Origin of the sequence: Azospirillum sp. A29 (genome assembly GCF_042604625.1) — a bacterium.
Taxonomy (GTDB): domain Bacteria; phylum Pseudomonadota; class Alphaproteobacteria; order Azospirillales; family Azospirillaceae; genus Azospirillum; species Azospirillum palustre.
In genome coordinates this window covers 470,940-495,364 of sequence record NZ_CP170470.1, presented here as the reverse complement: position 1 = coordinate 495,364, position 24,425 = coordinate 470,940, and the positions used below count along the sequence as shown (strand labels likewise).

The window sequence follows — 24,425 nt, the reverse complement described above, 5'->3', positions numbered from 1 at the left end:
CCAATTCCCTTCAGACCCGCTCCACCATCATGGCGATGCCCTGGCCGACGCCGATGCACATGGTGCAGAGCGCGCGGGTCGCCTTGCGGTCCTCCAGCTCCATCACCGCGCTGGCGACCAGCCGGGTGCCGCTGGCGCCCAGCGGGTGGCCGAGCGCGATGGCACCGCCGTTGGGGTTCACATGTTCGGCATCGTCGGGCAGGCCCAGCAGGCGCAGCACGGCGAGGCCCTGGGCGGCAAAGGCCTCGTTCAGCTCGATCACGTCGATGTCGCCGATGGAGAGGCCGAGGCGGGCCAGCAGCTTCTGCGTCGCCGGGGCCGGGCCGATGCCCATCACGCGCGGCGCCACGCCGGCCACTGCGGTGCCGACGACACGGGCGCGCGGGGTCAGGCCATAGCGCTTCACGGCCTCGGCCGAGGCGACGATCACCGCGGCGGCGCCGTCATTGACGCCCGAGGCATTGCCGGCGGTGACACTGCCGCCCTCCTTGCGGAAGGGGGTGGAGAGCTTGGCCAGCGCCTCCAGCGTGGTGTCGGGGCGCAGATGCTCGTCGGCGGAGATTATCGTCGGCTCGCCCTTGCGGCGGGGAATGGAAACCGGGACGATCTCGCGGGCGAGGCGGCCCGACTCCTGGGCGCGGCCGGCGCGCTGCTGGCTGCGGACGGCGAAGGCGTCCTGATCGGAACGGGAGATGGCGTAGTCGGCGGCGACGTTCTCCGCCGTCTCCGGCATGCTGTCGATGCCGAACCTCGCCTTCATAGCTGAATTGACGAAGCGCCAGCCGATGGTGGTGTCGAAGATCTCCGCCTGACGGGAGAAGGCGCTGTCGGACTTGCCCATGACGAAGGGGGCGCGGGTCATGCTCTCGACGCCGCCGGCGACGATCAGCTCGGCCTCGCCCGCCTTGATGGCGCGGGCGGCCATGCCGATGCTGTCCATGCCGGAGCCGCAGAGGCGGTTGACCGTGGTGCCGGGCACCGTCTCGGGCAACCCCGCCAGCAGCGCGGCCATGCGGGCGACGTTGCGGTTGTCCTCGCCGGCCTGGTTGGCGCAGCCGAGGATCACGTCGTCGACGGCGGACCATTCGACGCCGGGGTTGCGCTCCATCAGGGCCGTCAGCGGCACCGCGGCGAGGTCGTCCGGGCGCACCGGGGCCAGCCCGCCGCCGTAGCGGCCGAAGGGGGTGCGGACGGCGTCGCAGATGTAGGCTTCACGCATGGGAGGCTCCGGGAACGGGGATCACGCTGCCGGCGAGGCGCGCCGACTGGCCGCGGAACAGGCCGACGACGGTGCCGTCCTGATTGGTGACGGTGACGTCGTAGACGCCGGAACGGCCGCGCTTGTGCACCTCGCGGCATTCGGCGGTCAGCAGGTCGCCCAGCCTGGCCGGGGCCGGGAAGGTGATGGAGCAGCCCGCCGCCACCGTCACCTCGTTCGCCGCGTTGCAGGCATAGGCGAAGGCGGTGTCGGCCAGCGTGAAGGTCATGCCGCCATGGCCGATGTCGTGGCCGTTCACCATGTCCCTGCGCACGGTCATGCTCATGCGGGCATAGCCGGGGGCGATCTCCAGCAGCTCGATGCCGTGGGCCTGGGCGCAATGGTCGCGCTCGTACATGCCGCGGCCGACCGCTTCGGCCAATTTTTGAAGATCGGCGGATTGGGCGTCGGTGTGGGACTCAGCCATGGAAGCGGTTTCCTCCGAAAATCTTGCGGCGCAGCAGAGCCGAGGCGCGGTAGCGGTCCTCGCCGTAGGTGCGGGCCAGCGCGTCGAGCACGGCCAGCACATGGGGCAGCCCGATGCGGTCGGCCCAGGCCAGCGGACCCAGCGGGTAGTTCACGCCCTTGGTCATTGCGATGTCGATGTCGGCAGCGCTGGCAACGCCTTGCATCGCCGCATCGGCCGCCTCGCTGGCGAGCATGGCGACGGTGCGCATCACCACCAGACCGGGGGCGTCGTCGATCACCGACACCGCCTTGCCCAGCGCCTGGAACAGCCCGGCGGCGGCGGCGAGCGCCTCGGGCGACGTGCCGTCGGCAGGGGCCAACGCGACGCGGGTCGCCTTGGCATAGTCCAGCGCCAGATCGAACAGCACCAGCGGAGCGATGCCATCGCCGCCCGCCCGCGCGGTGGCGGTGCGACCGTCGGTCAGGGCCAGGGTAACGCCATCGACCATCAGCACGCCGGGACCGGCGGTTTCCTCCACCGCGATGCCGGCCTCGCGCAGCAGCCCAACCAGCGAAGCGGCGGGGCCAAGGTCGCCCTGCACCAGCACGCGGTCGGGTTTCGCGGCCGGCTCGGCGCTTTGCGGCGTGGGCTTGGCGGCGCCGGGGCTGTGGTCGTAGAAGCCGCGGCCGGTCTTGCGGCCGAGACGGCCGGCCTCGACCAACTCCTGCTGGATCAGCGAGGGCTGGAAGCGCGGGTCGCCGAAATAGGCGGCGTGGACGGAGCGGGTGACGGCGAAGTTCACGTCATGGCCGATCAAATCCATCAGCTCGAAGGGCCCCATGCGGAAGCCGCCGGCCTCGCGGGCGACGGCGTCGATGGTGGCAGGGTCGGCGACCTGCTCCTGCACCAGCCGCAGCCCTTCGGCGTAGAAGGGGCGGGCGACCCGGTTGACGATGAAGCCGGGGGTGGAGCGGCAGCGCACCGGGCTCTTGCCCCAGGCCTTCGCCGTGTCGGTCAGCGTGTCGAGCACCGCGGCGTCGGTGGCGAGGCCACTGACGATCTCGACCAGCGCCATCAGCGGCGCCGGGTTGAAGAAATGCAACCCGGCCAGCCGCTCCGGCCGCCGCACCCCGGCGCCGATGGCGGTCACCGACAGCGACGAGGTGTTGGTGGCGAGGATGGCATCCTCGCCAACGATGCCTTCCAGTTCGGCGAACAGGCGGCGCTTGACGTCGAGATCTTCGACGATGGCCTCGACCACCAGGCCGGCGGGGGCGAGGTTGGAGAGGTCATCGACGGCGCGCAGCCGACCGACCGTGGCGTCGCGCTCCGCCGCCGTGCGCTTGCCCTTCTCGACCAGCGCGGTCAGCGCCTTGGCGATGGACCCGACGGCGGCCTGGGCGGCGCCGGGGCGGGTGTCGACGAGCAGGACCGGGTGGCCGGCCTGCGCCGCGACCTGGGCGATGCCCTGGCCCATGGCGCCGGCCCCGACCACCGCGACGGTGACGGAAGGTTCGAGTGCGGTCATCACCGCCCCTCGAACTTCGGCGCACGCTTCTCCACGAAGGCCGACACGCCTTCGCGATAATCGTGCGAGCGGCCGGCCTCGCGCTGGAGGTCGCGCTCCAGGTCGAGCTGGGTATCGAGGTCGTTGGCCGAGGAGGCGTTGAGCGCCTGCTTGATAAAGGCCAGACCACGCGTCGGCTGGGTGGCAAGATGGCGGGCGAGAGCGCCGGCTTCCGCCATCAGCCTGTCGTCGTCCACCGCCTTCCAGATCATGCCCCAGGCTTCCGCCTGCTCGGCGGAGACCTTGTCGCCCAGCATGGCGAGGCCCATGGCGCGGGCATGGCCGACCAGACGCGGCAGGGTCCAGGTGCCACCGCTGTCGGGGATCAGCCCGATCTTGCAGAAGGCCTGGATGAAGCTGGCCGAGCGTGCCGCAAGCACGATGTCGCAGGCCAGCGCGATGTTGGCGCCGGCCCCGGCGGCAACGCCATTCACCGCGCAGACCACCGGCATCGGCAGGCTGCGCAAGGACCGGATCAGCGGGTTGTAGTTGGTCTCGATCGACACGCCGAGGTCGGGACCCTGGGCACCCGGCGCAACGGCACGGTCGGACAGATCCTGTCCGGCGCAGAAGCCGCGCCCGGCGCCGGTCAGCAGCAGGCAGCGCACCGACTTGTCGTCGCGCACCTCGGCGATGGCCTCGCGCAGTTCCTCATGCATCGCCGCGGTGAAGCTGTTCAGCCGGTCGGGCCGGTTCAGCGTGATGGTGGCGACGCCGTCGGCGATGTCGAGAAGGATCGTTTTGTCGGCGGTCTGCTGGTCGCTCATTGCGCGGCCTCCAGAACCGGAACGCGGCTCTGCACCACGCGGAAGCGGTTGGCGACGAAGGCGAGGTCGCACAGCGCCGCGTTGGCCGCCGGGTTGGCGCCGGTGCCGTGGAAGTCGCTGAAGGCCGCCGACTGGTTGACGAAGACGCCGCCGGTCAGATTGACCGACAGGGCGACGCCGGCCTCGACGAAGAGGTCGGTCGCCTGCTCGATCAACTGCGGGTCGGTGCTGTAGAGGCCGGTGGTCAGCGCCCCCTTGGTGCGGGTCAGGCGGGCGGCGCGTTCCAGGCTGTCGGCGGTGCTGTCGGTCTTCACGATGATGGAGATCGGGCCGAACAGCTCATGGCCGTACTTGTCCTCGTCGGCCGCGTCCATGGTCAGGATCAGCGGCGTGCGGATGCGGGCGTCCGGGAACTTCGGATGGGCGATGGCGCGGGACGGCAGCACGACGGTGCCGAGCTTGGCGGCCTCGTCGATGCGGGCGAGCGTGGCGTCGGACTGGATGGCGCCCAGCACCTCCACCGCACGCTCCGGGTCGGACAGGAACTTGTCGACGCCGCCGGCCAGCGCGGAAACCACCTGATCGAAGCTCATGCGATCAGCGCCGGCCTGGATGCCGTCCCTGGGCACGAAGATGACCTGCGTCGTCGTGCACATCTGCCCGGAATAGAGGCTGAGCGTGAAGGCGAGGTTGCGCACCATGCCCTTGAGGTCGTCGGTGCCGTCGATGACCACACTGTTGACGCCGGCCTTCTCGGTGTAGACCTGGGCCTGGCGGGCGGTCTGCTCCAGCCAGTCGCCGAAGCCGGTCGAGCCGGTGTAGTCGATCACCGCCACCTCCGGCCTGAGCGCCAGATCCTTGGCAACGGTGTCGCCGATGGCCAGCGTGACGAGGTTGGGGTCGAGCCCGCACTCCGCCAGCACCTCGCGCGCGATCCTCACGGTGATGGCGAGCGGCAGGATGGCGGTGGGGCCCGGCTTCACGATCACCGCGTTGCCAGTGACGAGGCTGGCGAACAGGCCGGGATAGCCGTTCCAGGTCGGGAAGGTGGCACAGCCGATGACCAGCCCGACGCCGCGGCCGACCACCTCGAAGCGCTTGTCCATCACCAGCGGCGGGTTCTTGCCCTGCGGCTTCTCCCAGCGCGCCGTCGGGGTCTGGTCGGTCATCGCCTTCCAGCCATAGGCGACGGCCTCCAGCCCGCGGTCCTGGGCGTGCGGGGCGCCGGCCTGGAAGGCCATCATGAAGGCCTGCCCGGTGGTGTGCATCACCGCGTTGGCGATCTCGAAGCTGCGGGCGTTCAGCCGCTTCAGGATTTCCAGGCAGACGCCGGCCCGGCCGTTCGGACCCGCCTTGCGCCAGCCCGGCATCGCCGCCCTGGCAGCATGCACCAGCGCCTCGACGTCCGACACCGGATAGGTGATGCCGAGGTCGAAGCCGAAGGGCGAGTGTTCGCCCCCCACCCTGCCGGTCACGCCCGGCTGGTCCAGTTCGAACGGCTTGTCGCGGTAGGCCGCGAAGGCCGCCTCGCCATCCGCCGCCGCCGTCTCGCCATAGGCGCGCGGGCTCGGCATTTCGGGGAAGGCCGACCAGTAGGCGCGGCTGCGGCAGGCCTCGACGGCCTTCTGCAACGTCGCCTCGTGCGTCTCGAACAGGGCTTGCGGGGTGGTGGTCATGGCGGGGCGTTTCCTTTTTCTCGTTGATTTAGGCGGCGTCGAAGTCGATGACGACCCGTTCGGTCAGCGGGCGCGACTGGCAGGTCAGGACGTAGCCGGCCTCGACCTCCCACGGCTCCAGCGAGTAGTTCTCGGCCATCTCCACCTTGCCTTCGCGGACCTTGGCGCGGCAGGTGCAGCAGACGCCGGACTTGCAGGAATAGGGCAGGTCGGCGCCATGCCGGTGGGCGGCCTCCAGGATGCTCTCGCCGTCGTAAGCCAGGGTGAATTCCTTGCGCTTGCCGTCCTGAAGAACGGCGATGGTGGCGGCATCGGTGGGGCTGTCGGTTGGCGCCTTCTTCGCCGCGGGCCGCGCGGCGGTCGTGGTGCCGAACAGCTCGACATGGATGTTGGCGGCCGGCGTGCCGCAGGCGGCCAGCGCGTCGCGCACCTCCTCCACCATCGGCTGGGGGCCGCAGAGGAAGGCGGCGTCGATGTCTTCCGCCTTCAGCGGGCCGGTGCACAGCTCGCGGACCAGAGCGCCGCCGATGCGGCCGCCCAGCAGCCCGGCCTCTTCCGGCTCGCGGCTCAGCACATGGTGGATGACCAGCCGGCCGATGTAGCGGTTCTTCAGGTCCTCCAGCTCTTCCCGGAAGATGATGGAGGAGACGGTGCGGTTGCCGTAGACCAGCACGAAGCGGCTCTTCGGCTCCTGCGCCAGCACGGTCTTCAGGATCGACATCACCGGGGTGATGCCGCTGCCGGCGGCAAAGGCGACATAGGTGCGGGCGGCGTCCGGATCGACGGGGGTGTGGAAGCGCCCCATCGGCGTCATCACCTCCAGCACGGCGCCGGGCGCCAGCGACTGGTTGGCGTGGGTGGAGAACAGCCCGCCCTCCACCTTCTTCACCGCCACGCGCAACTCGCCGTCGCCTGCGCCCGAGCAGATGGAGTAGGAGCGCCGCACCTCCTCGTCGCCGATGCGGGTCTTGAGGGTCAGGTACTGGCCCTGGATGAAGCGGAAGCGGTCGGCGAGATCGGCCGGCACGTCGAAGGCGATCGACACGGTGTCCGCGGTCTCCCGGCGGCACTCGCGGATGGTCAGCGGGTGGAAGCTGGGGCTGGTCATGGGCTCGGGATCCTTAGCGGCGGGGAGGGGACCTCCGCCGAAGCCGCTCAATGGCATTTGAACACGTCGAACGGTTCGAGGCAGGCGTTGCAGGCGTGCAGCGCCTTGCAGGCGGTGGAGCCGAAGCGGCTGATCTGGCGGGTGTCTTCCGATCCGCAGCGCGGGCAGGCGATCACCTCGTCCGGTGCCGTCAGCGCGCGCTTGCCGGAGTGCGGCGGCGGGACGATGCCGACCTCGGCCAGCTTTTCCCGGCCGGTGTCGCTGATCCAGTCGGTCGTCCAGGGCGGGGCGATCACCACCGAGACGCGGGCGTCGAGGCGCGCGCGGGCCAGCGCGGTTTCCGCCTCCAGCACGATGACGTTGGTGGCGGGGCAGCCGGAATAGGTTGGCGTCAGGGCCACCGACAGCCGCCCGTCCGCATCGGCCGAGACGGCGCGGACGATGCCGAGATCGACGATGCTCAGCACCGGGATCTCCGGATCCATCACCCCGGCCAGCGCGTCCCAGGCGGCCCTCACAACCGCATCGGCGCCCGGTTCCGGTCCCCAGCAGCCCGCTGCATCCGGCATGGCATCCTCACCAGTTCGCGTCGGGATAGGCGCGCGGCAGGAACTGCATCTCGGCCAGCAGATAGCCCAGATGCTCGCTGTGCTCGCCGCGGCGGCCGCCCTTCTGCATCCAGCCGTCGGCCGGGCGGTCGAGCGTGGCGTCCTCCAGAACCGCTTCGACGCGGGCGGTCCAGGCGGCTTTCAGCTCGGCCGGGTCGGGGACGATGCCGGCGGCGACCAGCGCCTGCTCGGTCTCGTCGCGCTCGAATATCTCGCCGGTGTAGGGCCAGAGCCGGCCCAGCGCGTCGGCGACCTTGGCATGGCTGACGTCGGTGCCGTCGCCCAGCCGCACCAGCCAGTCGCCGCTGTGGCGGACATGGTAGCGCACCTCCTTCACCGCCTTGGCGGCGATGCCGGCCAGCGCCTCGTCCGTCGAGGCGCAGAGCCGCCCGTACAGCTCCACCGCCCAGGAATCGTGCAGGAACTGGCGGACGATGGTGTGGCCGAAGTCGCGGTTGGGCTGTTCGACCAACAGATGGTTGCGGTAGTCGAAGACGTCGCGGCGGTAGGCGAGACGGTCCTCGTCGCGGCCCTTGCCCTCCAGCTCGCCGGCATAGGTCAGCAGCATGCGGGCATGGCCGACGAGGTCGAGCGCGACGTTGGTCAGCGCAATGTCCTCTTCCAGCTCCGGCGCATGGCCGCACCATTCCGACAGCCGGTGCCCGAGCACCAGCGACGTGTCGCCCAGCCGCAGCGCGTAGCCGAACAGGGCCTCCTTGAGATCCGTGCTCATCAAATGGTCTTCCGGCTAGATGTTTTTGACGTCTGCGGGGATGTCGTAGAAGGTCGGGTGGCGGTAGACCTTGTCGTCGGCCGGGTCGAACAGGCTGGCCTTGTCGGTCGGATCGGACGCCGCAATGCTGGCGGCGGGAACCGCCCAGATGCTGACGCCCTCGCCGCGGCGGGTGTAGACGTCGCGGGCGTTGTCCAGCGCCATGTGGGCGTCGGCGGCGTGCAGGCTGCCGACATGCTTGTGCGACAACCCGTTCTTCGGCCGGATGAAGATCTCGAACAGCGGCCAGTCCTTACGATCCATAATCTCGTTCCCCCGGAAATCTTCGGTCAGCCGGCCTTCTTCAGGGCGCGCTGCCGGCGTTTGGCGGCATGGGCGACGGCGGCCTCGCGGACCCAGGCGCCGTCGTCCCACGCCTTGCGGCGGGCCTCGATGCGCTCGCGGTTGCAGGGGCCGTTGCCCTTCAGAATCTCGTTGAACTCGGTCCAATCGATGGCGCCGAACTCGTAATGGCCGGTCTCGGCGTTGAAGCGCAGCTCCGGGTCCGGGATGGTCAATCCCAGGAACTCCGCCTGCGGCACCGTGGCGTCGACGAAGCGCTGGCGCAGCTCGTCGTTGGAGAAGCGCTTGATCTTCCAGGCCATGTTCTGGGCGGAGTGGGCCGACTGGTCGTCGGACGGGCCGAACATCATCAGCGACGGCCACCACCAGCGGTTCAGCGCGTCCTGCGCCATCCGCTTCTGCTCCACCGTGCCCTGGGCCAGCGCCAGCATCAGCTCGTAGCCCTGGCGCTGGTGGAAGCTCTCCTCGCGGCAGATGCGGACCATGGCGCGGGCATAGGGACCGTAAGAGCAGCGGCAGAGCGGCACCTGGTTCATGATCGCCGCACCGTCGACCAGCCAGCCGATGGCGCCGATGTCGGCCCAGGTCGGCGTCGGGTAGTTGAAGATGCTGGAATATTTGGCCTTGCCCGACAGCAGCTGGCCGACCAGCTCGTCGCGCGACACGCCCAGCGTCTCGGCGGCGCTGTAGAGGTAGAGGCCGTGCCCGCCCTCGTCCTGCACCTTCGCCAGCAGGGCCACCTTGCGGCGCAGGGTCGGCGCGCGGGTGACCCAGTTCCCTTCCGGCAGCATGCCGACGATTTCCGAATGGGCGTGCTGCGAGATCTGGCGGACCAGCGTGCGGCGGTAGCCTTCCGGCATCCAGTCGCGCGGCTCGATCTTCTCCTCGGCGTCGACGCGCTCCTGGAAGCGGCCCTGGAGAGCGGCCTCCTGCTCCGTCACCAGCCGGGGAGACGGTTGAGCGCCCTGCTCGGTCTTGGCATCCAAACCCTGCGTGTACATCGGCATCCCCGAGATGGATTGCGCGTCCAGCGAACAATTTATGAAGGAAAAATATGATACAGATCAACGACTGTAAAGAGGAATTGTGTGTCGCTTTAGGGGTGGGACGGTGGGGTCGCAGAAAAGTGTTTTATAACAAGGAATTGATTTGAGAATCCCTGGCGCATGCCGGGGTGGTCCGCAGGGCGAATGGGCGCATGGGTCCCACCACCGATACACCGGAGCTGTGGTTTTACGGATTTTGTGCGGCGCGGAAAAGGCTGGACGGGCAAGGCGGCCGTCCGCCTGGCCGATGGCCGACCCCGGCACTGCGGATTGGGCGCAGCGGCACTCATCGGTCGGGCGCAGGCGTCCCGTCAGGAGCAGCTCCGCCGGGCGGGGGAGGGCTCTGCTGACGGGGAACTGCGACGCTGGCGGATCGGGGGGCGAAGCCGCGGCTTCGGGGGCATTCGAACGGCCGAAGCCGGCGCCTTAGGCGCCGGCGCCGGAAAAGGTGCGTTCCAGGCGACGGGGCGCGCGGATCATGTGGAGGTACAGCTCGTCGAACTGCCCGACGGAGGCAAGCTGGCGCACATCGTTGACGGTGATGCGCTGGCCGTTCACTTCGATCAGGCCGCTATCGCGCAGCCGGCGCAGGGTCCGGTTGATGTGGACGATGCTCAACCCCAGCGCGTCGGCCAGGATCTCCTGAGTCACCGGCAGGACGAAATGGCCGTCGGTCACCATGTTGACGATGCTGAGGCGGCGCAGAAGCTCGACCAGCAGATGGGCGGTGCGTTCCAGCGCCGTCCGCCGGCCCAGGCTGAGCAGTCGTTCGGCCAGGATCGCTTCCTCCCGTGCGCCGGACCAGGCGAGCGCCGCGGCGAGGCGCGGGAAGGAGCGGAACATCTCGCCGAGCCGCTCCGGCGGAAAGCTCGCCACCTCCACCGGGGTCAGGGTGGTGACGCTGTGGTCGGCGGATTCGAACAGCGTGCAATACATGCCGATGATGTCGCCCGGCAGGACGAAGTTCACGACCTGACGCCGGCCGTCCGGCAAGGCCTTGTGGCGGATCGCCCAGCCGTCCCGCATGATCCGCACGTCCCGATATCTTTCACCCTGTTGGAGTAGATCGGTTCGCGGTGACACGCGGGCAATTGTCCTTTCCAAATCGGTAAGGTACAACTTCTCCTCATCCGACAGGATGAGATAGCTGCTCAATTTAAGCCACAATGGAGTGGCTTCGAGGGCGCGGCTCGCCGGTGCGCGAGTCATGATCGTCTTTGCCTTCTTTGTCCTAATATTGGCGCTTTGATAAACGGACGCGCAGTTGACCCGGTTCCGCGTGAACTCGAACGTTTAGGGTTTTCGGCAAAGGCGGCCACAACATAGGTTAATCAGCTAAATATTTTTCTCGAACGGTCTGTGACGCGCGGCCGACCGTGGTGTTGTTCCATATGCAATTGGACGTACCGGCAGGATGGCTGGACGGTAAGCACCATCCAATCACACGGGGGGCATGATGACGGCGGAGGATGGAGCGGCGGGGATGGCTGCTCTCTCGATTTGTGAATCGTTGGTGATCGCCATGGTCGAAAAGGGCCTCCTTACGGTGGAGGAGGCCCGGGGCGTGCTTGAGGATGCGGCGGCGGCTCATCTGCGGCAGGAGACTGCCGGATTGGCGGACGGGTATCAGCAAAGTGCCGTGCGGGCGATAGAGCGGCTGGTTCTGCAGGTGGACGCGGCGGGGCAATCCAGCCGAAGATGACCTGAAGCGGCACGTCGGCCCACTCGAACCGGCTCAATCGGTCAACCGGCCCAATCGGTCAACCGGTTCGAGTGGGGCCGGTTCGAGTAGGCCCGGCGCGATCAGCCTGGCAGGATGACCGGATTGCGCCGGCTGCCGGTCTTCCGCCCACCCTCGGTTCCGGTCCGTTCCAGAACAGCGTCGCTCAGCAGTTGCGCGACTTCCTTGGCGGCGATGGGCTTGTGCAGGATGCGGTAGCCGCTGGCTTCCGCGTCGGCGATGCGCTGCGGTGCGGTGTCGCCGGTCAGAACCACACTGGTCGGAACTGCGAAGCCGCGGCCGCGCAGGGCGACCTCGACCGCCTGGATGGCCTGCAGGCCGGTGGCCCCCGCCTCCAGCCGGTAATCGGCGATCACCAGATCGGGCGGACGGTCCTGGCCGCTCAGCAGGCGCAGCGCATGGCCGGCACTGTCGGCCGCGGTCACCCTCCAGCCGAAATCCTCGATCAGCATGGTCAAGCCTTCGCGGACCAGCGGGTCGTCGTCGATGACCAGGGCGGTGCCGCGTCCCGGTTCCGGCGCCTGTTCGGCCGGTGCGGGCGCGGACGGCGCCTCGATGGCTGCCCGTGCCGGGGTGGGGATTTCCAGCGTGAAGCAGGACCCCCTGTTCGGCCGGGAGGCGACATGCACGCGGTAGCCGAGCAGCCGTGCCAGCCGGTCGACGATGGCCAGCCCCAGCCCCAGCCCCTTGCCGCGGTCGCGGGTGGGGTTGGAGATCTGGTAGAACTCGTGGAAGATCCGCTCCAGATGTTCGGGCGGGATGCCGATGCCGGTGTCGTAGACCTGGATGCGCAGGACCCCGCGGGCATGGCGGCAGCCCAGCAGGATGCGGCCATGGTCGGTGTAGCGCAGCGCGTTCTCCACCAGATTGCGGATGATCCGCTCCAGCAGTGCGGCGTCGGCGTTCAGCGTCACGCCGGTGGGAACGCTGCGGAAGGCGACCCCCTTCTCCGCGGCGCGCAGGCGGTACTCGTCCTCCAGCCGCGCGAAGATGGTGCCGAGCGACACCGCCTGCACATTGGGCGACACCGTGCCGGCATCCAGCTTGGAGATGTCGAGGATGGCGTCGAGCAGGCGGCAGAGCGCGTCCATCGACGCCTCGATGCTGCCGACCAGGGAGGCGGCGGGATGGTCGCCCAGCCGGATCGCCAGGGCCGAGGTCAGCAGGACCAGCGACTGCACCGGCTGGCGCAGGTCGTGGCTGGCGGCGGCCAGGAAATGCGTCTTGGCGGCGTTGGCACGCTCCGCCACCATCAGCGCCATCACCGCTTCCTGGCGCGAGCGTTCCGTCTCGTTGCGGGCGCTTTCCGCCTCGGCGCGGGCCTGCTCGGCGCGCTCGGCCAGCGTGCGCTGGATGGTGATCTCCTCCGCCGCGCGCATCTCGCGGTCGCGCTGGATGCCGGCGATGTGGTCCAGCATTGCGTTGAAGCCGCGCGCCAGGGCGGACACCTCGTCGTTGCCGCGCACTTCGGCGCGCTGGCCGGTGAATCCGTCGGAGGCGATGGCACCGGCCAGCCGCTCCAGTTCGCGCAGGGAGCGGGTCATGTGGTTGCCGACGGCGCGGCTGCCGACATAGATCGCCAGCAGCGCGGCCAACCCCACCATCCCATAGGCGGGCAGCATCCAGGACAGCAGCGCAGAAGTCGGCGTTTCCGGCGCCTCCAGCCGCAGGGTCAGCCCCAGCGAGGCCAGCCGTTCCGGCACGGTCAGCGGCACCGTCACCGCCATCATGTCGGGCGGCAGCGGCTTCGGCGGTCCGCCGGCGTAGAGAAGCTCCGCCTCCGGATGCAGCACCAGGAAGTCGAGCGGCACCTTGTAGAGCAGCGCCCCTTCCGGCGACAGGGTGCGGGAATAGACCAGCATCTCCGCCGCCAGCAGGAACTGCGCGTCGCCCTGCTGGACCACCCGGGCGGCCGGCTGGCCGGCGGCGATGGCGGCGCGCAGCCAGGCCATGTCGGCCGGCGCAATCGCCAGCGGGTCGGCATGGCGGCCGTTGTCGGCGATGGGCTCCCCTTCGAAATCGGTGAAGACCAGGGCGACCGGAACGCTGGCGATGTGGTTGAAGCTGCCCAGGAAGGGGATCAGGTAGGTTTCCTTGCCGGCGGAATCGACCAGGGCGGTGGCGAGCATGCTGTTGTTCGCCAGCTCCCGCACCGTGGTCACCAGCGTGTTCAGCAGCCCTTCGGTCTGGCGGGCGGCGAGGCTGGCGTTCGCCTCCACATTGGTATGGTGCTGGCGGGCCAGATGGCGGCTGGACACCACATACAGGCTGGCGCCGATCAGGATGGCGATCAGCACGCCCAGCATCAGCGACACCAGCGCGAAGCGGCGCGCCAGACGGCCGGAGGTCAGCATCCGCTGCGCGGTGCGCGGGACGCTGCCGTAGGCTGGCGGATCGAGGGGGGTGGGATCGGTCATCCGTCTTCTCAATCCACCGGGACAAGCACGCCGTCGGTGCGGAACCGTGCCATCAGCAGGTCGTCGGGTCCCAGCGCCTCGTGCCGGCCTGGGGCGAAGGGGCGGTCGAAGTCGCGGATCACGCCGCGATAGGGGCCGACCTGCTCCAGCGCGTCGCGTATGGCGGCGCGGTCGGTGGTGCCGGCACGGTCGATGGCCAGCGCCAGGATGCGGGTCAGATCGTAGGCATGCAGGAAGCCCACCGGCGACACGATGTCTTCCGGCCGGCGGATGCCGAACAGTCGCCCGGCGGTCTCCAGCACCGGCGCCAGCCGGTCCGGCGGGATGCGGAAGGGGCTGACCGTCTGGATCACGGTGAAATCGACCTCGCTGAGGGCCGGTCCGGCCTGTCCGACGAAGTCGCCGCCGGTGACGCCCCAATGGCTGAGGATCGGCAGCCGCTGCTGCGCCGGCAGGGCGGCCACCTCACGCACCAGCACGGCGGCCTCATCGTCGTTGGCGACCAGCAGGATCGCCTGGGCGCCATCCTCGGCCAGCGCCTGATACTTGTCGAGCAGCGAGCGGTCGCGCCAGTTGTACCAGGCGGTGCCGGCCAGGTCCGGGACCTTGTGGCCGGCGAGATAGCGGTTGGCGGCCTCCAGGTTGGAGCGGCCCCAGGCGGTGTTGGTCAGCAGGAGCCCGACGCGGGTCAGGCCGCGGTCGGCGGCGCGCTTCAGCAGGAAGGGCATCGCCAGGCTGTCGCGCAGCGACAGGCGGAAGATGTAGTTGGGCTCCATGCCGTTGTCGACGATGGCGTCGGCCGACGACCAGGGCGCCAGGAACAGGGTGCGGGTCTGTTCCAGGAGCGGCAGTTCCTCGATCACCACCGGGCTGAACCGGCCGCCGAACACGGCGATCAGATCGGGAATGGTGGCCAGTTCCCGGATGTTCTTGATGCCGCGGGCGGAGATCGACCGGTGTTCGCGCGTGATCAGCTCCAGCGGCCGGCCGCCCAGCACGCCGCCCTGGCGGTTGATGTCGTCGATGGCGGCCAGGATGCCGCGTTCGATGGCCTCTGCCGAGGTGCTGTTGGTCAGCCCGAACTCACCGTCCAGCGCCAGGATCACCGGCTCGCGGCCCAACTCCCGGCCCACCTCTCCCGCCGTCTGGGCGGCCGCAGCCGTCGCCAGCGCCGCGAGCGGCAGCGCGAACAGAAGAAACATCGGCCGGCAAAGGCGGAGGATTGCGATGAACATTGACCGTCGTTCGATGGGATCGGCGGACGGAAGATGGGCTCCCGCACACGCAAGGCCGCACTATGGGTGGGCGGAAGCGGCGGGGTCAATCTGCCCTTCGGCAGAGCGGAAGGTTTGGAAGACATGAAGCGTCGCGGCAGCTTTGCCACCGGTGGCTCGCTGCATTATCTGCACCGGTACGCTTGCCGCCGCGGGACGCCGGCAGGGAAAGGCGCCGCCCGGCATTGGGCGGCGCCTTTCCTGCGGGACGGGTCAGAGAAGCCTGGCGGTCAGGCTGATCTGGGTGCCGGCCAGCGCCTTCGACACCGGACAGTTGGCCTTGGCGCCGTTCGCCTGTTCCTGGAAGGTGGCCTCGTCGATGCCGGGGATCTCCGCCTCGCACTCCAGCTCGATCCGGCTGATGGCGAAGCCGGCGCCGGCCTTCTCAAGATGCACCTTGGCGGTGGTGTGGACGCGGGTCGGGGGGTGGCCGGCCTGGGAGAGTCCGGCCGACAGCGCCATGGAGAAGCAGCCGGCATGCGCCGCCGCGATCAGCTCCTCCGGATTGGTGCCCTGGCCGTTCTCGAAGCGCGACGGGAAGGAGTAGCTGCCTTCGAAGGCGCCGCTGCCCAGCCGCATCTTGCCGCTGCCCGATTTGAGGTCGCCACGCCATTCGGCGTCCGATTGCCGCATCGCCATGCTGATGTCTCCCTTTGACGGTCGTGGTTGGTCCGGCCGGCCGCGATCGGGGTTGCCGCCATTGCGGGTCCGGTCGGGCCTGACCTAGGGCAGGGGGGCGCCGCGGCCAGCCATATACCACCTACGCGCCTCACGCCGCCCGCCGCCATGCCGGGAGACGGACGTCAGGCCTCCTGGACGGTCTCGATTTCCGACAGGTCCGACAGGCGGCGGGCCAGACGTTCGGTGCAGCGCACCTCCAGGATGCCGAAGCCGGCGTTGGGGGCGATGGTGTGGAGGTCGCCGGCCATGCCGTTCTCGCTGGCCAGCCGCCGCACCCGCTCCACCATGGCGTCGCGTTCCGGCCGTCCCGGACGCAGCCCCGGCAGCGGGCGGGTGAAGTGCAGCTTGTATCGCTTGAAGATCGAGGGGGCCATTCTGGTCACGGAAGCCGGGTCATGGGTGCGAAGTGGGGGCGGCCCCCCGGCATGAAGCCTGCGGATGCCGTCCCCCGGATCTCGCACAGGCCGGCGGTGCGGCGCCAGCCTGAAAAGCCCCTTATTCCGGTGGCCTACGTCTTCGGCTCGACATTCTCGGCGCCGGCACGGGTGCCGCCGAAGCGGTCGGCGCCCTTGGCGTCGGGGGCGTCCGGCTTCTTGTGGTTGCCGGTGTTCTGCTCGCCCTCGGTATGGCGGACGGTCTGCTCGGTGTGGGGCTGCTTGTTCTGCTGACCGGTCATCGGCGACGCTCCTTCTATATATAAGGTGTCTTCCGTTAACCGGATCGGGCCGCTTTGGTTTCGGGCGGCCTCACCGTTGCCGTGCGATGGTCTGGGAAATGGCCTGGGCCACGGCAATCCAGCGCTCCTCCTCGTCCGCTCCCTCCCCCTCGTCGCGCAACACGCGCAGGGGCGGCCAGACGCCGAGCCGGCTGGAGCGGCGCAGCGCGAAGAAGCGGTCGAGTTCCTCGTCGGTCGGCAGGCGGTCGTCCTTGCGCTGGTTGCAGCGGCGGTGCGCCAGCACGACGTTGGCCGGATCGTCGATCCCGCCATAGGCCTGGGGGATCAGATGGTCGAAGGTGGACTTCGCCCCTACCGGCCCGTCGCAGAAGAAGCAGCGCCCGCCCTGCTGGACGTCCATCAGTCTGGCATCGTCCGGCGTGACGGGCATGGCGCTCTCCAGTCGGTCGACAGACAGGGTTCAGAGGTCGCGCTCGACGCTGCCCCACAGGTCGTACTCGTCGGCATGCTCGATGGTGACGTCGACCATGTCGCCCGGCTTCAGGCCGGTCTCGCCGTTCAGGAAGACGTTGCCGTCGATCTCCGGCGCGTCGGCATAGGAGCGGCCGATGGCGCCGTCCTCGTCGACCTCGTCGATCAGGACGCCCAGCGTATAGCCGACCTTCTGCTGGAGCCGCTCGGCGCTGATCGCCTTCTGCGTCTCCATGAAGCGCTCCCAGCGCTCCTGCTTGACCTCTTCCGGGACGGCGCCGGGCAGGTCGTTGGCGGTCGCACCCTCCACCGGCTCGTACTTGAAGCAGCCGACGCGGTCGAGCTGGGCCTCCTTCAGCCAGTCCAGCATGAACTGGAAGTCCTCCTCCGTTTCGCCGGGGAAGCCGGTGATGAAGGTGGAGCGCAGGACCAGATGCGGGCACTCGTCGCGCCACTTGCGGATGCGGTCCAGCTGCTTTTCCTGGGCGGCCGGGCGGCGCATCGCCTTCAGCACGGTGGGCGAGGCATGCTGGAACGGGATGTCGAGATAGGGGAGGATTTTCCCCTCCGCCATCAGCGGGATGACCTCGTCCACATGCGGGTAGGGGTAGACGTAATGCAGGCGGACCCACAGGTCGAAGTTCGCCAGCTCGTTGCACAGGTCGAAGAAGCGGGTGCGGACCTCGCGGTCGTACCATTTCTCCGTCTTGTACTTCACGTCGACGCCGTAGGCGCTGGTGTCCTGCGAGATGACCAGCAGTTCCTTGACGCCGGCGACCGCCAGCTTCTCCGCCTCGCGCAGGACCGAATGGATCGGCCGGCTGACCAGATCGCCGCGCAGGCTCGGGATGATGCAGAAGCTGCAGCGGTTGTTGCAGCCTTCGGAAATCTTCAGATAGGCGTAATGGCGCGGGGTCAGCCGCAGCCCTTCCGGCGGCACCAGATCGGTGAAGGGATTGTGCGTCGGCGGCACGGCGTCATGCACGGCGCTGACCACCTGCTCGTACTGGTGCGGACCGGTGACGGCCAGCACGCCGGGGTGGACTTGCCGGATCATGTCCGATTCCACGCCCATGCAGCCGGTGACGATCACCCGCCCGTTTTCCTTGATCGCCTCGCCGATGGCGTCCAGCGATTCCTTCTTGGCGCTGTCGAGGAAGCCGCAGGTGTTGACCAGCACGACGTCCGCGCCGTCGTAGCTGGGGGAGATCTCGTACCCCTCCGCGCGCAGGCGGGTGAGGATACGCTCTGAATCGACGAGCGCCTTCGGGCAGCCGAGGCTGACGATGCCGACCTTCGGGGCGCCCATGGTCTGAGCGGCGGCCGGCGATGCGGACTTCGGAACGGGAGATGTGGTCATCGCGCGCGTATACAGCCGAATCGAAGATTACGCCAGTGAAACATGGCGAAATAGCCCGCAGGCATGGCCGCCATGCCCGTTCCGCCTGGAACTGCCGGGCCTTCGAGGTCTTTCGGCGCCTTGCCCATCCCTTCGTCCCTCCTTTGCTGGGCTCAAGCCAATGCGACAATTTGCAACAAAAGGATGAAGTGTTCGATGTTCCGTTTTGTGTTCAACCACGCTAGTATGTATGACGATCTTATGATCGATGTGGCTGCCGCCTTACAGCGAAAGCCGCCAGCCTTGTGATGCGCCCATCGTATAGCCACTAAACCTTATAGAGTGGAAAAAATGGACTTCGCAAAAATGCGCGGTGTTGCTGCGGGCCGGATGTCGGTCCGGAACAACGGGACGCTGGACCGGCCGCCGATCGGAGCCGGAGCCATCGGAGCCACCATGGACTTCGTCGAACCGGATCGTGCGGGGGCCGCCTCGCCGCAGGCCATCGCCGACGTGATGCTGCAGATCTCCCACATCGCCGACAGCCTTGGCTATACCCATGGCCTGAAGCCGTCGCAGTGGACGGCGCTCCGCTATTTCGCCGGGGCCAACAACAGCCAGCGCACCGTGTCGGCCTTCGCCGACTTCCACGCCACGACCCGCGGAGCCGCCTCGCAGATGGTCGAGGTGCTGGTGGGCAAGGAATTGCTGGTCCGCGTGCCCGTTCCGGAGGACCGCCGCGTCACCCAGCTGCACCCGACGCCGAAGGCGCTGGAGCTGCTGCGCCACGACCCGCTGAACGACTTTGCCGGCGTCATCGCCGCGCTGCCGGGCGAAGACCAGTACAAGCTGGCCGAAACGCTGACCAGCCTGCTGCGCGGCCTGCTGGAAAAGCGCCAGTCCGTCTGACTGCCGGCGCGGCCCGGGTGGCTGAGCCCGTCCGCCGCCGTCAGGGCTTGCGGCAAGCGGCGACCGCCGCCTCCAGCCCGCGCCGGTCGCGCTCGTTGAGGCGGTTGGCGACGAAGCCCTCCCACAATCCATTGCGCGCCAGTTCGGATTGCACGCAGCCGCAGTTGGCGGCGCAGGTGGCTCTCGCCACGCCGGCGCGTTCGCAGCTCGCCACGCAGGATGCCTGGAACTCGCGCACGGCGGGCGTCTCCACCGGCATCAGCTGCGCCGCGGCCCAGGCGATCCCGAACAGCAGCGGCTGGTGCAGCAGATAGACGGCAAGGCTGTGCCGGCCGCCGAAGGCGAGCATCTGCGCGGCGCGGCCGGTTACCCTCACCCCCTCGCCCAGTCGCGGCCACAGCCGGCCGATCCCGATCCCGGCCAGCACGCCGCCGATCCAGGGCAGAAGCGGCACGTAATCGTTGGAATCCGGCGCCACGCTGGTCAGCCCGATCCAGCGCAGCCAGGGGCTGTCGAACAGCGGGAAGCCCTGGGTCGTCCCGACCAGCACCGCCGCTGCCGCCACTGCCAGCGTCACGATGGCGGGCAGGCGGACGAAGGCAAGGCCGATGACGCTCGCCACCGCGATGTGGTGCAGTACGCCGAAGAAGATCGGGCTGTCGGGGAACAGGGCATAGGACGCCGCCGACACCGCCGCGGCCCCGGCCGCCACCCGCCCCAGCCGGCGCAGGAAGCGCCCGGACTCGATCCCGTCGCGGCTCGCCAGCACCAGCCCGATGCCGGCCAGCAGCAGGAAGCTCGACAGGATCGCCGTGCGGGCGGCGAGCCACAGCGGGTCGCCCAGCAGGTCGAAGCCGGCGAGGCCGAAATAGGTGGCGTCCCAACTGCCGTGATAGGCCGCCATCGCCACCAGCGCCAGCCCGCGCGCCACGTCGATTGCCGGGCGGCGCGAGGGCCGTTTTGCTAGGCCCTGTGCCGGCGTGACGCCGATTGCGCTCATGTTCCGGCCATCCCCACCCCGAAAATCCACCCTTCCTGCCACCTTGCGGTGTCGTCCAGCCCCGGCGGCACCCAGGCGCGCGGGGTGCCGGCGAGCCAGCGCAGACCGGCGGCCGACACCAGCGCGTCGCTGTCATGGTCGCTGACCGTCCCGGTCCGCTCCAATGGGTGCGAGCCCAATCGGCGCAAAGCCTCGTCCATCTCGGCACCCTCGCGGATCTTGCGCTGGCCGAAGCCGGTGTGCTTCAGGAACAGGCGCGGGTAGATCTCCACCATCACGCTGGCGCCCGGTGCCGGATCCTCGAAGGGCCAGACCGCCAACTGGCCCGGCAAGGCGCGGCGCAGGGCACGCAGCACCCGCATGCCGGCCAGCGCGCCCTTGCCGACCTGACGCGAGCCGATCAGCTTGTAGGGGCTCTGCGGGTGGCCCAGCCCATCGGCGCGGCAGGCCCATTCGGTGGCGCGGTGCGGGTCCTCGTACCAGTCCGGCTGCGGCCCGCCATGCCAGAAGCCGACCCCATGCAGCGGATGGCTGGCGAAGGGACCGCCGCCGAAGTCGGGCTCCGCCGCGCAGATCTCCTCCACCGCGTCCCACAGATCGAAGACGGTGGCCTCGCGCTCCGGAAAGCCGCGCGCCGCCACCGCGAAGGGCAGGGAGAAGGCGCAGTCGATCCCGACCAAAGCGGGATCCTTCGGCAGTTCCGCACGCAGCCAGTCGAACACGGCTGTCCGCGACCACCAGCCGCCGGGGCCTTCAACCAGCCGGGGGGCGGCGTCGCCCGCGAGACATTCCGCCACGGCGATGCCGGCGTAGCGCCTGCCGCGGGCGCCGGACCAGTCGATGGCGATGAAGCGCCCGAAGGCGGGCGCCGCCATCTTCATCAAAGCTCCGCCACCTCCACCACGCCCGGCACCGCCTTCAGGGCCGAGCGGCTCTGCGCGGTGATGGTGTAGCTGCCGGGCAGCTCGATCTCGATCTCCTTCAGCGGATCAACCTCGACCAGCACATTGATGCGGCTCTTGCCGCGCGACAGCCGGTCCAGCGTGGCGCGCAGATGCTCGATCGGGCCGGGGTCGCGCAGGACGACGCGCAGGCCGGCGCTGATCGAGGCGACGGCCTCCTCCAGCGGCTTGATCTCCTGGCAGGTCAGGCGGATCTCTTCGCCGTTCAACTGGACATCGACGGTCAGCAGAACCGCGTTGCCCGGCTCCAGCAGGGCGCGGTTGGCCGCCAGGATTTCCGAGAACAGCGTGACCTCGTAGCCGCCGGCGGCGTCCGACAGCTCGACGAAGGCGAAGCGGTTGCCGGACTTGGAGGTCTTCTCCTTCTTCGACACGATGATGCCGGCCATCGCGCGGCGGGTCATGCCGCCGGCCTTGGCGACGTTCGCCAGATCGGCCGAGCGCACCACCTTCATGCGGCCGAGCGGGCCGGAATAGGCGTCGAGCGGGTGGGCCGACAGGTAGAAGCCGATGGCGCCGAACTCGTGCTTCAGCTTCTCCAGCGGTTCCCAGTCCTTGACCTTGGGCATCTCCGGTTCGGGCAGGCCGCCGCCCCCGCCGCCAAAAAGGTTGCCGATGCCGCTGTCGCGCTCCGCCGCCTCGGCCTGGGCGTAGCGGATGATGGTCTCCAGCGCGGCATGGACCTGGGCGCGGTTGGGGTTCAGCCCGTCGAAGGCGCCGGCGCAGGCGAGATTCTCAAGCTGGCGCTTGTTGATGGTCTTCAGATCCAGCCGGCGGGCGAAGTCGAACAGGCTCTTGAACGGGCCGTTCTTCCGCCGCTCCTCCACCACCGCCTTCATGGCAGGCTGGCCGACGCCCTTGACGGCGGCCAGCGCGTAACGCACCGCCTTGGTCCCGTCGGCCAGCTGCTCCACCCCGAAGATCGCATCGGATTTGTTGATGTCCGGCGTCAGCAGCCTGACGCGCAGGCGGGCGAGTTCCTGGCGGAAGACGTTCAGTTTGTCGGTGTTGCCGAGGTCGAGCGTCATCGACGCCGCCATGAACTCCACCGGGTGGTTCGCCTTGAGATAGGCGGTGTGGTAGGCGACCAGGGCATAGGCGGCGGCGTGGGACTTGTTGAAGCCGTAGCCGGCGAACTTCATGACCTGATCGAAGATCATGCTGGCCAGATCGGCCTTCACGCCGCGCGACTCCGCGCCGTCGCAGAAGATCTTGCGCTGGTTGTCCATCTCCTCCTTGATCTTCTTGCCCATGGCGCGGCGCAGAAGATCGGCGCCGCCCAGCGAATAGCCGGACAGCACCTGGGCGATCTGCATGACCTGTTCCTGGTAGATCATGATCCCGAAGGTCTCCTTCAGGATGCCTTCCAGGCTGTCATGCATGTAGTCGGCTTTTTCCTCGCCGTTCTTCACCCGGATGTATTTCGGGATGTTGTCCATCGGGCCGGGACGGTAGAGCGACACCAGCGCGATGATGTCTTCCAGCCGGTTCGGCTTCAGCCGGCGCAGGACGTCGCGCATGCCCGAGCTTTCCAGCTGGAACACGCCGGTCGCCTCGGCCCGGCTGAGCAGTTGGTAGCTCTTCTCGTCGTCCAGCGGGACGGTGGTCAGGTCCGGCTTCTCGGGGATCAGATCCACCGCCGTCTTCAGCACGGTCAGCGTCTTGAGGCCGAGGAAGTCGAACTTCACCAGACCGGCCTGTTCGACATATTTCATGTTGAACTGGGTGACCGGCATGTCGGAGCGCGGGTCTCGGTAGAGCGGCACCAGCTCCTGCAAGGGGCGGTCGGCGATCACCACGCCGGCGGCGTGGGTCGAGGCGTGGCGGTAGAGACCTTCCAGCTTCAGCGCGATGTCGATCAGGTGGCGCACGGTGTCGTCGCCGTCGCGCGCCTGCCGCAGCATCTCCTCGCTGTCGAGCGCCTGTTGCAGCGTCACCGGGTTGGCCGGGTTGTTCGGCACCATCTTGCAGATCTTGTCGACCTGCCCGTAGGGCATCTGCAGGACGCGGCCGACGTCGCGCAGCACGGCGCGCGCCTGGAGCTTACCGAAGGTGATGATCTGGGCGACGCGGTCGTAGCCGTATTTCTTCTGAACGTAGCGGATGACCTCTTCGCGGCGGTCCTGGCAGAAGTCGATGTCGAAGTCGGGCATCGACACGCGTTCGGGATTCAGGAAGCGTTCGAACAGCAGGCCGAAGCGCAGCGGGTCGAGGTCGGTGATGGTCAGCGCCCAGGCGACGACGGAACCGGCGCCCGAACCGCGGCCCGGCCCGACGGGGATGTCCTGGTTCTTCGCCCATTTGATGAAGTCCGACACGATCAGGAAGTAGCCGGGGAACTTCATCTTGACGATGACGTCCAGCTCGAACTCCAGCCGCTCGAAATAGGTCCGCCTCGTCTCGGCGCGCTGCTCCGGGGTCATGTCGGGCGTGTAGACGACCTTCTCCAGCCGCTCTTCCAGGCCGGCGCGCGACTGGGCGCGCAGCTCGTCGTCCTCGGTGCGGCCGCCTTCGCAGGCAAAGGGCGGCAGGATCGGCTTGATCGGCTTCAGCAGGAAGGAGCAGCGCCGGGCGATGGCGACCGTGTTGTCCAGCGCCTCCGGCAGGTCGGCGAACAGCAGCCGCATCTCCTCCGCCGACTTGAAACGGTGGTCGGGGGTCAGGCGGCGGCGGTCCTCCTGGCTGAGATAGGCGCCCTCGGCGATGCACATCAGCGCATCGTGCGCCTCGTACATGTCGGCGGTGGCGAAATAGCAGTCGTTGGTGGCGACCAGCGGCAGGTCGTGGGCATAGGCGAGGTCGATCAGCGCCGGCTCGATGGCGTTCTCCGCCGCGGCGAAATGGCCGCGCCCGCCCTCGTGCCGCTGCAATTCGACATAGAGGCGGCCAGGGAACAGCCGCTTCAGCCGTTGCAGAACGTCGAGCGCCAGATCCTTCTGCCCCTCGTGCAGCAGCCGGCCGACCGAGCCGCCGGGGCCGCCGGTCAGCGCGATCAGCCCGGCCGAATGGCCGTCCAGCGCGTCCAGCGTCACCTGGGGGCCGGCCAGTGGGTCCGACTCCAGGAAGGCTTTGGATACCAGCGCCGCGAGGTTGCGGTAGCCCTCCTCGTTCTGGCAGAGCAGGACGAGCTGGTCGGGGGTGGCCGCTGCCTTGCCGGGCAGGCCGGGCTTGGTCTGGGCGGGGCCGACGCGGGTGATGCCCAGCACGGTGCCGATGATCGGCTGCAAGCCGGCATCGGAGGCGGCCAGCGCGAATTCCAGGGCGCCGAACAGGTTGCCGGTGTCGGTGACCGCGACGGCCGGCATCTGCTGTTTCAGGCAGAGCTTGACCAGCTCCTTCACCTTGATCGCACCTTCCGACAGCGAATAGGCGGAATGGACGCGCAGGTGGATGAAGTCGGCGTGGGGCATGGCAACCGGGGGCTTGCTGCGACAGGGCCCC

23 protein-coding genes are annotated in these 24,425 nt (G+C 68.8%); 2 read left to right on the top strand and 21 right to left on the bottom strand.

Translation table 11 applies throughout. The annotated features are described in order from the left end of the window. Positions 1-10: 10 nt before the first annotated feature. The 11 genes from pcaF to ABNQ38_RS38005 all read right to left on the bottom strand — a co-directional run bounded on the left by pcaF (position 11) and on the right by ABNQ38_RS38005 (position 10,540). The gene (gene pcaF / locus ABNQ38_RS38055; RefSeq protein ID WP_377811617.1) at positions 11-1,219 is read right to left on the bottom strand and encodes a 3-oxoadipyl-CoA thiolase; all 1,209 of its coding nucleotides are present in this window, start codon (positions 1,217-1,219) and stop codon (positions 11-13) included. After that, complete coding sequence (paaI, locus tag ABNQ38_RS38050; protein ID WP_377811616.1) at positions 1,212-1,685, bottom strand: hydroxyphenylacetyl-CoA thioesterase PaaI; 474 nt, start codon at positions 1,683-1,685, stop codon at positions 1,212-1,214. Before paaI ends, pcaF begins: the two co-directional genes overlap by 8 nt. Beyond that, positions 1,678-3,195: a 3-hydroxyacyl-CoA dehydrogenase PaaH gene (paaH, locus tag ABNQ38_RS38045; protein ID WP_377811615.1), complete on the bottom strand. Its 1,518-nt coding sequence runs from the start codon at positions 3,193-3,195 to the stop codon at positions 1,678-1,680. Before paaH ends, paaI begins: the two co-directional genes overlap by 8 nt. After that, positions 3,195-4,001, bottom strand: coding sequence for a 2-(1,2-epoxy-1,2-dihydrophenyl)acetyl-CoA isomerase PaaG (paaG, locus tag ABNQ38_RS38040; RefSeq protein ID WP_377811614.1), 807 nt, complete (start codon positions 3,999-4,001; stop codon positions 3,195-3,197). Before paaG ends, paaH begins: the two co-directional genes overlap by 1 nt. Next, positions 3,998-5,677 (bottom strand): phenylacetic acid degradation protein PaaN, encoded by a 1,680-nt coding sequence (gene paaN, locus ABNQ38_RS38035; protein WP_377811613.1) that lies wholly within the window; start codon positions 5,675-5,677, stop codon positions 3,998-4,000. Before paaN ends, paaG begins: the two co-directional genes overlap by 4 nt. A 28-nt stretch (positions 5,678-5,705) precedes the next feature. Next, positions 5,706-6,785: a 1,2-phenylacetyl-CoA epoxidase subunit PaaE gene (gene paaE / locus ABNQ38_RS38030; RefSeq protein ID WP_377811612.1), complete on the bottom strand. Its 1,080-nt coding sequence runs from the start codon at positions 6,783-6,785 to the stop codon at positions 5,706-5,708. Between the two features lie 47 nt (positions 6,786-6,832). After that, positions 6,833-7,354 (bottom strand): 1,2-phenylacetyl-CoA epoxidase subunit PaaD, encoded by a 522-nt coding sequence (paaD, locus tag ABNQ38_RS38025; RefSeq protein ID WP_377811611.1) that lies wholly within the window; start codon positions 7,352-7,354, stop codon positions 6,833-6,835. A 7-nt stretch (positions 7,355-7,361) separates the two neighbouring features. Further along, positions 7,362-8,126, bottom strand: coding sequence for a 1,2-phenylacetyl-CoA epoxidase subunit PaaC (gene paaC, locus ABNQ38_RS38020; RefSeq protein WP_377811610.1), 765 nt, complete (start codon positions 8,124-8,126; stop codon positions 7,362-7,364). Between the two features lie 15 nt (positions 8,127-8,141). Continuing rightward, positions 8,142-8,429 (bottom strand): 1,2-phenylacetyl-CoA epoxidase subunit PaaB, encoded by a 288-nt coding sequence (gene paaB / locus ABNQ38_RS38015; protein WP_377811609.1) that lies wholly within the window; start codon positions 8,427-8,429, stop codon positions 8,142-8,144. A 26-nt stretch (positions 8,430-8,455) separates the two neighbouring features. Further along, positions 8,456-9,469, bottom strand: a complete 1,014-nt coding sequence (paaA, locus tag ABNQ38_RS38010) for a 1,2-phenylacetyl-CoA epoxidase subunit PaaA (RefSeq protein WP_377811608.1) — start codon at positions 9,467-9,469, stop codon at positions 8,456-8,458. A gap of 471 nt (positions 9,470-9,940) precedes the next feature. Beyond that, a complete protein-coding gene (locus ABNQ38_RS38005; protein WP_158285360.1) occupies positions 9,941-10,540 on the bottom strand; it encodes a Crp/Fnr family transcriptional regulator in 600 nt (199 codons plus the stop codon). Between the two features lie 457 nt (positions 10,541-10,997). On the opposite strand from ABNQ38_RS38005, the gene ABNQ38_RS38000 reads away from it, so the two are divergent. Further along, entirely contained in the window at positions 10,998-11,216 is a 219-nt protein-coding gene (locus tag ABNQ38_RS38000) for a hypothetical protein (RefSeq protein WP_377811607.1), read from the top strand. Positions 11,217-11,317: 101 nt separating this feature from the next. Here the strand turns inward: ABNQ38_RS38000 and ABNQ38_RS37995 are convergent, their stop codons facing one another. From ABNQ38_RS37995 to rimO, 7 genes are all read right to left on the bottom strand, one after another. Further along, the gene (locus ABNQ38_RS37995; protein ID WP_377811606.1) at positions 11,318-13,672 is read right to left on the bottom strand and encodes an ATP-binding protein; all 2,355 of its coding nucleotides are present in this window, start codon (positions 13,670-13,672) and stop codon (positions 11,318-11,320) included. Between the two features lie 8 nt (positions 13,673-13,680). Beyond that, positions 13,681-14,907, bottom strand: coding sequence for an ABC transporter substrate-binding protein (locus ABNQ38_RS37990; RefSeq protein ID WP_377811605.1), 1,227 nt, complete (start codon positions 14,905-14,907; stop codon positions 13,681-13,683). Positions 14,908-15,159: 252 nt separating this feature from the next. After that, complete coding sequence (locus tag ABNQ38_RS37985; protein ID WP_109047845.1) at positions 15,160-15,585, bottom strand: OsmC family protein; 426 nt, start codon at positions 15,583-15,585, stop codon at positions 15,160-15,162. Between the two features lie 164 nt (positions 15,586-15,749). Then, positions 15,750-16,001 carry a hypothetical protein gene (locus ABNQ38_RS37980; protein WP_042690341.1) on the bottom strand — a complete coding sequence of 84 codons (252 nt, stop codon included), beginning with the start codon at positions 15,999-16,001 and terminating at the stop codon, positions 15,750-15,752. A gap of 134 nt (positions 16,002-16,135) precedes the next feature. Beyond that, complete coding sequence (locus ABNQ38_RS37975; RefSeq protein ID WP_377811604.1) at positions 16,136-16,303, bottom strand: hypothetical protein; 168 nt, start codon at positions 16,301-16,303, stop codon at positions 16,136-16,138. 70 nt (positions 16,304-16,373) lie between these two features. Continuing rightward, entirely contained in the window at positions 16,374-16,733 is a 360-nt protein-coding gene (locus tag ABNQ38_RS37970; protein WP_377811603.1) for an HNH endonuclease, read from the bottom strand. 30 nt (positions 16,734-16,763) lie between these two features. Beyond that, positions 16,764-18,083: a 30S ribosomal protein S12 methylthiotransferase RimO gene (rimO, locus tag ABNQ38_RS37965; RefSeq protein ID WP_377811952.1), complete on the bottom strand. Its 1,320-nt coding sequence runs from the start codon at positions 18,081-18,083 to the stop codon at positions 16,764-16,766. Positions 18,084-18,569: 486 nt separating this feature from the next. Between rimO and ABNQ38_RS37960 the strand changes: the two genes are divergently transcribed. After that, positions 18,570-19,022: a MarR family winged helix-turn-helix transcriptional regulator gene (locus tag ABNQ38_RS37960; protein ID WP_377811602.1), complete on the top strand. Its 453-nt coding sequence runs from the start codon at positions 18,570-18,572 to the stop codon at positions 19,020-19,022. A 40-nt stretch (positions 19,023-19,062) separates the two neighbouring features. Here ABNQ38_RS37960 and ABNQ38_RS37955 read toward each other — a convergent pair whose 3' ends face one another. From ABNQ38_RS37955 to dnaE, 3 genes are read right to left on the bottom strand one after another with little or no spacing between them, the layout of a single operon-like run. Further along, a complete protein-coding gene (locus ABNQ38_RS37955; protein WP_377811601.1) occupies positions 19,063-20,022 on the bottom strand; it encodes a DUF1624 domain-containing protein in 960 nt (319 codons plus the stop codon). Beyond that, positions 20,019-20,897: a hypothetical protein gene (locus ABNQ38_RS37950; protein ID WP_377811600.1), complete on the bottom strand. Its 879-nt coding sequence runs from the start codon at positions 20,895-20,897 to the stop codon at positions 20,019-20,021. The genes ABNQ38_RS37955 and ABNQ38_RS37950 overlap by 4 nt, the downstream gene beginning before the upstream one ends. Positions 20,898-20,902: 5 nt before the next feature. Next, positions 20,903-24,394, bottom strand: coding sequence for a DNA polymerase III subunit alpha (dnaE, locus tag ABNQ38_RS37945; RefSeq protein WP_377811599.1), 3,492 nt, complete (start codon positions 24,392-24,394; stop codon positions 20,903-20,905). Positions 24,395-24,425: the final 31 nt, after the last annotated feature.

What these genes read in the sequence shown, in the direction of transcription:
- pcaF (WP_377811617.1), bottom strand. Translation starts at nt 1,219, where the DNA reads ATGCGTGAAGCCTACATCTGCGACGCCGTCCGCACCCCCTTCGGCCGC.
- paaI (WP_377811616.1), bottom strand. Translation starts at nt 1,685, where the DNA reads ATGGCTGAGTCCCACACCGACGCCCAATCCGCCGATCTTCAAAAATTG.
- paaH (WP_377811615.1), bottom strand. Translation starts at nt 3,195, where the DNA reads ATGACCGCACTCGAACCTTCCGTCACCGTCGCGGTGGTCGGGGCCGGC.
- paaG (WP_377811614.1), bottom strand. Translation starts at nt 4,001, where the DNA reads ATGAGCGACCAGCAGACCGCCGACAAAACGATCCTTCTCGACATCGCC.
- paaN (WP_377811613.1), bottom strand. Translation starts at nt 5,677, where the DNA reads ATGACCACCACCCCGCAAGCCCTGTTCGAGACGCACGAGGCGACGTTG.
- paaE (WP_377811612.1), bottom strand. Translation starts at nt 6,785, where the DNA reads ATGACCAGCCCCAGCTTCCACCCGCTGACCATCCGCGAGTGCCGCCGG.
- paaD (WP_377811611.1), bottom strand. Translation starts at nt 7,354, where the DNA reads ATGCCGGATGCAGCGGGCTGCTGGGGACCGGAACCGGGCGCCGATGCG.
- paaC (WP_377811610.1), bottom strand. Translation starts at nt 8,126, where the DNA reads ATGAGCACGGATCTCAAGGAGGCCCTGTTCGGCTACGCGCTGCGGCTG.
- paaB (WP_377811609.1), bottom strand. Translation starts at nt 8,429, where the DNA reads ATGGATCGTAAGGACTGGCCGCTGTTCGAGATCTTCATCCGGCCGAAG.
- paaA (WP_377811608.1), bottom strand. Translation starts at nt 9,469, where the DNA reads ATGTACACGCAGGGTTTGGATGCCAAGACCGAGCAGGGCGCTCAACCG.
- ABNQ38_RS38005 (WP_158285360.1), bottom strand. Translation starts at nt 10,540, where the DNA reads ATGCGGGACGGCTGGGCGATCCGCCACAAGGCCTTGCCGGACGGCCGG.
- ABNQ38_RS38000 (WP_377811607.1), top strand. Translation starts at nt 10,998, where the DNA reads ATGGCTGCTCTCTCGATTTGTGAATCGTTGGTGATCGCCATGGTCGAA.
- ABNQ38_RS37995 (WP_377811606.1), bottom strand. Translation starts at nt 13,672, where the DNA reads ATGACCGATCCCACCCCCCTCGATCCGCCAGCCTACGGCAGCGTCCCG.
- ABNQ38_RS37990 (WP_377811605.1), bottom strand. Translation starts at nt 14,907, where the DNA reads ATGTTCATCGCAATCCTCCGCCTTTGCCGGCCGATGTTTCTTCTGTTC.
- ABNQ38_RS37985 (WP_109047845.1), bottom strand. Translation starts at nt 15,585, where the DNA reads ATGGCGATGCGGCAATCGGACGCCGAATGGCGTGGCGACCTCAAATCG.
- ABNQ38_RS37980 (WP_042690341.1), bottom strand. Translation starts at nt 16,001, where the DNA reads ATGGCCCCCTCGATCTTCAAGCGATACAAGCTGCACTTCACCCGCCCG.
- ABNQ38_RS37975 (WP_377811604.1), bottom strand. Translation starts at nt 16,303, where the DNA reads ATGACCGGTCAGCAGAACAAGCAGCCCCACACCGAGCAGACCGTCCGC.
- ABNQ38_RS37970 (WP_377811603.1), bottom strand. Translation starts at nt 16,733, where the DNA reads ATGCCCGTCACGCCGGACGATGCCAGACTGATGGACGTCCAGCAGGGC.
- rimO (WP_377811952.1), bottom strand. Translation starts at nt 18,083, where the DNA reads ATGGGCGCCCCGAAGGTCGGCATCGTCAGCCTCGGCTGCCCGAAGGCG.
- ABNQ38_RS37960 (WP_377811602.1), top strand. Translation starts at nt 18,570, where the DNA reads ATGGACTTCGTCGAACCGGATCGTGCGGGGGCCGCCTCGCCGCAGGCC.
- ABNQ38_RS37955 (WP_377811601.1), bottom strand. Translation starts at nt 20,022, where the DNA reads ATGAGCGCAATCGGCGTCACGCCGGCACAGGGCCTAGCAAAACGGCCC.
- ABNQ38_RS37950 (WP_377811600.1), bottom strand. Translation starts at nt 20,897, where the DNA reads ATGGCGGCGCCCGCCTTCGGGCGCTTCATCGCCATCGACTGGTCCGGC.
- dnaE (WP_377811599.1), bottom strand. Translation starts at nt 24,394, where the DNA reads ATGCCCCACGCCGACTTCATCCACCTGCGCGTCCATTCCGCCTATTCG.